The sequence below is a fragment of the Pedobacter sp. 05L430 genome, assembly GCF_056397585.1.
In genome coordinates this window covers 1-7621 of the sequence record NZ_JBFTNT010000201.1, presented here as the reverse complement: position 1 = coordinate 7621, position 7621 = coordinate 1, and the positions used below count along the sequence as shown (strand labels likewise).

The window sequence follows — 7621 nt, the reverse complement described above, 5'->3', positions numbered from 1 at the left end:
CACCAAGATAGTCTAGAATAAACGATTTCCTACCAGTAGAGTAATTGGCCCAAAACTCATGTTTTGAAGCATATGGCTCCTTTCTAAAGCCTTGTTTTTCTATGATGTAACCCAAACCAATCTGTACACCCTGATCAATGTTATAATTAAAATTAAAAAGCGGCCCGGACCTATCGTATAAGAACGCATTCTTATCAAACCTGTTTACCAGGGTATCATTTGCAAGGCGCATCTTTGTCTTTGTTTTATCCGGTAATTCATTTGATTCGTCAGAACGATCATAAATGAAGGGCTTATTTGAAACATCTTGTGCAACCTGGAACTTATCTGCATCGCTCCCTCCAATCATCCTAACTTTTATCTTAGTGTTTTCTTTTCCCCTTACGGAAAATACATCTTCACCTGCCATTCCAAACAACCTAACCTCTTTGGTTATATTAKGGTCAAATGTTCTTTTATATACCAATCTTCCATTCTTGCCCTCCTTATTGATATTATATACCGTAACTTCAACATTTCCGTTATCGGTGTAATTAACATCAAAAAACTCTTTTTTATCAGAGGTAGGTACGTCAACATTTATGGATAAAAACTTATAGTACTGTAAAGCAAGCGTATCCAGTTTATCTCTTCTTGATATAAAGTGACCAATTAACTGACTACCACTAAGCTTAAATATTGTATCTGGCATTTGCCTGAAAGACGTATTAATAAGTTCAGTAGTTAGTTTTCCCTGAACAAACTTAACAGCATCCTTCCAGTCCTGTTCGCTAAGCTCGTTTAAAAAATACCTGTCAAAGTACCGCTCATTAAAGTTCCAATGATTTACATCTCTGATATTGTCACTATAAGGCTGCAAATGAGATTTGAGCCATTGATGGTTAAGAACCCATGGAAATACACCTGAAGTTTTATAAAACACCTTATCCCTATCTCTGGGAACAGGAATATAGGTGGTTTCACCCTTTTCTTTCTGAGCCAGCCAGCGCCAGTTATCTTCATGCCTGTCCCAGTCTCCCAAAACAAAATCCAGTAATCTGGCCCTAAGTGTTAGCTTCTGGTCTGATGTATGATCATTGTCTTCCTGTATTTTACGCTGTACTTTAGCTGTGTTGTCGGTTTCTTCTTCAAAAGGCGACCTTGGTTCCAATAAATAAGCGGCGTTTGCAAATTTTTCTCTATACTCTCCAAGTCCCGGATCATCTGCTACGTATACGATCTCTGGTTTAGAATGGGCAAGCTCAAGCGCTTCTGCCAAAGGAGGAACAATTAACGCCGCAAAAGGGTGATTAGTTGAAACCTGGTCCTGAGCAACGTCTTTTGCGATAGTTGGCCTTAAACTTTCAGGCAAGCCCTGTTCCGGATACTTCTGTATTGTTCTTAAAGCGTACTCTCTGCCCGTCGGATCTACTAACCGTAAAGAGCGGGTTTGCATCCCCCCCCCAAGTTTAACGATCTTTAGTCCTCCTTTTTCTTTCTGAAGATCTATAATGCGAACTTTTACTGGCGTTGCCCATATTTTGCGATAACTTTCGCCCAGCCAAAACCGGTGAAAACCGCTCACGCTATTATACTCGGGTGCTATAGCAACTGTAATGGAATCTGCCTGTTTCTGTGCCTGCCCTAAAGCAGGGATAGACAAGGTAATAAAAACAGCACTTAAGAGCTTCTTTAGAGGGCGCATATTAGTTAATTATTCTTTTTAAGGTTACTCCTATCCTCAGCGCCTTTAATCCCTCTACACCTTGTAATTCTTCTATTTCTAAATATTCAAGATCATTGTTCAGTAAACCCACGTTCTGCAGCTTTTTTATATAGCCCAGATATTCTCTGGCTTCTGAACTGTTAAAATACACAATTGATATTTTACCAGGCTGTGTTAACCGCTCTGATGTGTCTTTGATATGGGCTTTATCAATCCGTTTTTTTACCATCTGATAACGAATATTGTAACTACCCTCCACATCAAATCTTTGTTCATCAATCCTAAAGCTCACATCAATAGGCTTATCGTAAACGAAAATAAGCTGTGTTGTTTCAAGAGGTAAAGAAAAATATGGACCTAAATTACTGGTTGTTTGAGCAATTTCAGCTAATACCCTCAACTGTTTCAATCGGAATGTACCAAGTAAATCTTCAGACATCGGAATTCTAGGCGCAATAGATTGTCCAAGATAAATATCAAATTCAACACCATCCGTTCTAAACTTCTCAAAATAGCTTGGATAAATATTCTGAATTTCTGTATTAAATTCATCAAGATGGCGTGTTACCGCAACATTTATCATTTGCATGCTTTTTTCGTAGCGTTCTCTGTTTTCAAATACTTTTCCGTTAACACTTGTAAGCATGAAATATCTATCTATTATGCTTTTTATTTCAGGATGTGTATCTCGCAGATGATTTAGTGAGGTTGGTATTTGTCTCTGCAAATAGTCTTCCGTTTTTAAGATTTCCCGATCTGAAAGCTCATCAAGATCTTTATATTTCCAAATTGCTGCTTCAAGGGGTATATCGCTTTCCTTACAAGCCGAAACAGTATTCCTCACAGCATTAAGTGTTTCTTCAAGAATCTCGAAATGTACATACAGATCCCTCCTAATTGCTGCATTACGTTGAATGCTTGAGTTTCTAATGTCTACAGCTCCATAAAACGGATATACATTTCTAAAGAAAATAGGTTCAATAGGCAGATTTCTGTCTCTGGCACCCGATTGTATGTAATTAAGGGCTGCTTCGTGGAAACGCCACTGAACAGAAGGCTGCAAAGCAGTGAACTTATCTGTTATTACATCCTGAATTTCGTTATTAAAATCTATAATTATGTTATGGAAGAGCTGAGCCAATAAAGGAAACGCTGCCTCTATTTTTGTAAGAGTGTTTCCATTAAATTTGGTAGAATCTTTTGTATATAACTCAAGAGCTCCAACAAGTTTTCCATTATAAAACAACGGAAACAAGGCATACGACTTAATACCTACCTCATCTAGCAGACTAAGCATAGGGTAAACTTCCGGTTCTTCGTCTGCTATATCCGGAAAAATTAATGTTCGCGGATGGTCAAGATAGTCTTCTATAAGGCTAGAATATTCAGTATCATCCATACCCTTTTCTTTTGCCAACTGAACTACCTTACTTTGAAAACCTGATTGATCATTGATCAGCAGTTTTTTGTTTAATTTAAGATAAGGTAGCATCCCAAAGTTTACTTCATCAGATCCTACAAGGGTTTTCAGCGCAGTAGCTATATCCCTGCTATGTTGTCCATTCTGAGACTCATTATGTTCAATAACGAGGTTTTTGACTGTTTCCAGGGCATACTCATCCGTAACATCAGTTAAGGTTACAATTGATATCCCCTCAATACTAAAGATATCAGGTGGTATTAGTTTTGTTAATATCTTTAGTGAGTTCCGTTCATCTTTAATATAATCTTTAACATCTTTTAAGTTATATTCAGGCAGTTTTGTTTTTGCCCTGATATCCAAAAACCTGGTATCCACATTTAAGCGGTAGTACTTCAATAAATGAGTTTTAGGATCTATAATTGATTTAATGGTGAACTTGTTATTGCTTAAAGAGAAGTTGTAAAATTTCTCAAGAATAAGATTATAAAAGGTGGCCAGAAGATTTTTATCCATTTCCTTTTTGGATGGTAAACTCAGGTCTGACTTTAAACTACACATTGACGGTTCCATGAATACACTATAAAATGCATCAGTACCATAATGAAAACATGGAGAAATAGGTGTACCTATTGCCCAGAATTGTTGACTTTCATCATTAATAATAGGCGATAATGAGGTATAAATTAATTCAAAAAGCGTAGCATAATTTTTAGCGTTCTCTGGGGGTATCGGACTTCTGAGCTCCGGATAATGATTAAATTGCTCAAGGATATATCTGTAAAAGTTAATCTTGGCTGTTTTTTCCTTGTTCGYTCTTTTTTGAATATATTCAATAAACGGATTTAGGGACAATTTAATATCCGCACCTATCGGATGTTTTCCGGGTTCCTTTATTGTTTGATTTAGATTTAATGTTATTGATTGCATTGATCTATTCGTTACAGAACCTTAATAACAACATTAAAGCGCTGAAATAAATTCTTTAATATAAATAAAAATAACTTGTCAAAGGTAGCACCTGTATTTGCATAATAGGTAAAACCTAGGTAATTATTTAATCCGATTCTGTTTGCCTCTAAGGAGTATACTTGAATTTTATAATGTTGCCGTCTGTTAACTCATCTCCTTCGTTAGAGATATACAGATTTAGATCTTTATCAAATGCAATTCCTTCAGGCTGGTTAAATATCGATGAGCTTAAATGATGGGCGGCTTTTACTTTCCATTTATCATCAGTAATAACCAATAGTTTACTTACCGATGAAATAATATACCATTCATTTGTTTTAGGGTTTTTGGCCATTGCTGAAGCCCGCAAGTCGTTTTTAAATTTAGGATAAACAGCCTTAAGTTGTTTTAAATCAATCTTAAAACTACCTGAGGCAATTAATGTATCCTGAGCTGGTTGATAATCTAATATATACCCTGTTGCTTTTTTGGCTTTTTTATCCTCTGGGCAGTTTTTACATAAGATATATAACTTGCTGGTAGCAGCATCGGCATACAAGCTTTCGTATTCAGCTTTTGGCACCAGGTGCTTAGATTCCTTTACAAGGTCAGATTTTTCTTTGATTGCCTCAGAAAAAGGAAAAGAATAAAGGGCTCCACTACTTTTGAGTACAAAAACCCTATCATGAAATATACTGACATCTTCATAATCTCCTCTGGAGCCAAATTTCATATTCTTTTGTTCTTTCACATCCCATTTTTGCCTGAACAATTTACCTTCTTCATCCTGAATGCTATAGATCGTATCGCTATTACTGTCGTGAAAGGCAATACCTGATATTTCAAGCAAACTCGATGGCATATTGAACTTATCAGGTTTAGTTAAGTCATAACCCTTTGGGCTTGTATATTTCCCTAGTGGGCTTTTACATGCGTAGGTTCCAAAAAGAGCTAACAAAATAACAATACATAAACACTTAGAGTAGATTCGTTTCATAAATAATCGGGATTTATATTGTATCAGTATCTTTTAGAAATTTATAAATAGATTCCTGAGCGTTATCATGTAACTGTAAGTTAACTATTTTCATTATAATTTCCTTCAACTTAGCATCATATAATGGGAAACATACTTCAATTCGGCTATAAATATTACGGTTCATCCAATCTGCAGATCCCATAAATATTTCTTTATTACCATTATTTTCAAAAATAAAAATACGTCCGTGTTCAAGGTAGCGGTCTACAATCCGGGTTACGGTAATATTTTCACTTAATCCGGCTTGTCCTGGTATTAAACAACAGATTCCTCTTACAATAAGTTGTACTTTCACTCCTGCTTGCGATGCTTCATAAAGTTTAGAGATCAGGATCTTCTCTTCCAGATTATTTAATTTTATAGTAATACCATTGATTAATCCCGCTTTTGCATTTTCTATTTCTCTTTGTATAAGATCAAGGAATTTTTGCTGTAAATTAAATTGGGCTACCAGCAAATGCTTAAAATCTATCAGATCTTCTGGTCCTGGCGCCTTTTTATTCTTACGCAAAAAACCGAATAGGGATTCGAGCTCTTTAAGCATCGGCTGATGGGAAGTAAGCAGAATTTGATCTGTATAAAACCTTGCGGTTGATTCATTTAAATTTCCGGTAGCCAGCAAACCTACAAACTCTTCTTTTCCACTTATAACCCGCTTTACAAGAGCAACTTTGGCATGTACTTTTAAATCAATACTACTATAAACAATCTTTACTCCCGCAGCTTTCATTTGTTTGGCCCATTTGATGTTATTGGCCTCATCAAATCTGGCTTTTAGCTCGACCAGCGCTACTACTTTTTTGCCATTTTTTGCCGCTGTCATCAAGGCGCTTACAATTCTGGAATTATTTGCAACCCGGTAAAGTGTAGTATAGATTTCTTCGACAAATACATCATTTGCGGCCTCATTAAAAAACCTGAGTATTGGGTTGTAACTCTGATAAGGGACATTTACAAGTGTATCTCCCTTTAAAATCAGATTAAACAATGTATCAGTCTCCGGAATAAGTACAGAAGATATTGAAGGCCATTTTGGATAGCTGAACTCTGCTCCATTCAATGGAAAACTATTCAGGTCTTTTAAATTGTGGTACCCTCCTCCTTCAACAACCGAGGCATTGCCTAGCTTTAATGCATATATCAAGCGATACAAACTCCTTAAAGGAATTCCTGGTTCAATTAGAAAACGCGTTGCAAAACCGAAATCACGGGTTTCCAGCTGACGTTCCAAGACAGTTGTAATATTTTCCTCTGTGGCATTACCAATCTTTAGTTCTGCATCACGGGTAATTTTAAGATTGAATACACCCTCTATAGTATCATTTGGAAAGAGGTATGATAAGTTATGCTTAATGATGTCTTCCAAAAAAACAACGTATTTATGCCCATCATTCTCTAATGCATACAAGCGTTGTAAACTCTCTGATGGAACATTGATCAGTTCCAATCTTTCAGCACCAAGTGCATCTTTCAGAATAACTAACTGATAGAGTTTATTGTTTTCGGCAAAAAAATCGGTAAGGTCTTTATCAATACAAATTGAATAAATGTAAGCCAGTACTTCGTTAAAGAACAGGTTTACGATCTGATCTGCTATTTGTGGAGGGATGGGTTTGTTATAAATCCAATGTATATCGTTATTGGTCAGTTGCGGAAGTATTTGGTCTGCAACGATTGCTCCAAATTTTCTTTGCTGCCTGTTAATTTCTGTTTTGGCAAGCTCATAGTTTCCCTGACCATCGATATTGTGCCGGTACTCATCAACAGCCATCAACACCGGCATCCTTACCCGATAAAATTCATCCAGATTAGATGAATAAATAGAGAGAAATTTAATCCTTTCTAAAATTGGAACGGTATCCTTTGCTGCTTCCAGAAGCACCCTTTCATTAAACCCAAGCCAGCTTAGATCTCTGTTATAAAACACCGCTTCTCCCATAAAGTTATTACATTGTTACCAGAGCAGACGCAATAATAAAGGCTAATACGGCTGCAACAATACCAAACATAAAAACATTGTAGGCAATTCTTAACAACCTGTATTTACGACCTAAAACTACACCCTGGGCGTATACGTCTTTTATCAGACTACCGTATAAGAAATCACGATCATCCATCATTTTAATCATCCCGCTTTCATAGTCCGGCAAACTCATCCGGTAGAAATTACCGAAGAACAGTAGGTTCACACGTTTTTCCTTAATGTCGTCTGGTGTAAATACACCCGTCGGAATTGAGGGTCTGGTGGCAAGTATAGAAAACACCATAGTAACCACGCAAATGATTAGCAGAAGTAGTGTTGGAATAATCAGATGAGGGTTATCTTCGAGTTTACGCAAGAGTACACTTAAAATAACCGAGAGGATAATTGAATTGGTAGATATCATTATATGAGCCTTATTATCGGCCATATCGCTTAAACGCTGATGGTTTGTGGAGGTGATTCTGAACATAGTTTCAATGCCACGCCCGGGCTTATCACTTTTATTCTTTTTATCTCCTTTTG

General features: G+C 36.6%; 4 protein-coding genes and 1 pseudogene. All 5 read right to left on the bottom strand.

Features of this window, described 5'->3' with window-relative positions:
- Window positions 1-1684, bottom strand: a pseudogene (locus AC1DG9_RS19780) (BamA/TamA family outer membrane protein); the annotation flags it as partial.
- Window position 1685: 1 nt separating this feature from the next.
- Window positions 1686-4055, bottom strand: a complete 2370-nt coding sequence (locus AC1DG9_RS19775) for a GAF domain-containing protein (protein WP_477635095.1) — start codon at window positions 4053-4055, stop codon at window positions 1686-1688.
- A gap of 148 nt (window positions 4056-4203) precedes the next feature.
- Window positions 4204-5073 (bottom strand): SdiA-regulated domain-containing protein, encoded by an 870-nt coding sequence (locus AC1DG9_RS19770; RefSeq protein ID WP_288882797.1) that lies wholly within the window; start codon window positions 5071-5073, stop codon window positions 4204-4206.
- 13 nt (window positions 5074-5086) lie between these two features.
- Window positions 5087-7054, bottom strand: a complete 1968-nt coding sequence (gene ppk1, locus AC1DG9_RS19765; protein ID WP_288882798.1) for a polyphosphate kinase 1 — start codon at window positions 7052-7054, stop codon at window positions 5087-5089.
- Between the two features lie 7 nt (window positions 7055-7061).
- The coding region (locus tag AC1DG9_RS19760; protein WP_477635094.1) for a Pycsar system effector family protein at window positions 7062-7621 on the bottom strand (560 nt) is incomplete at its 5' end.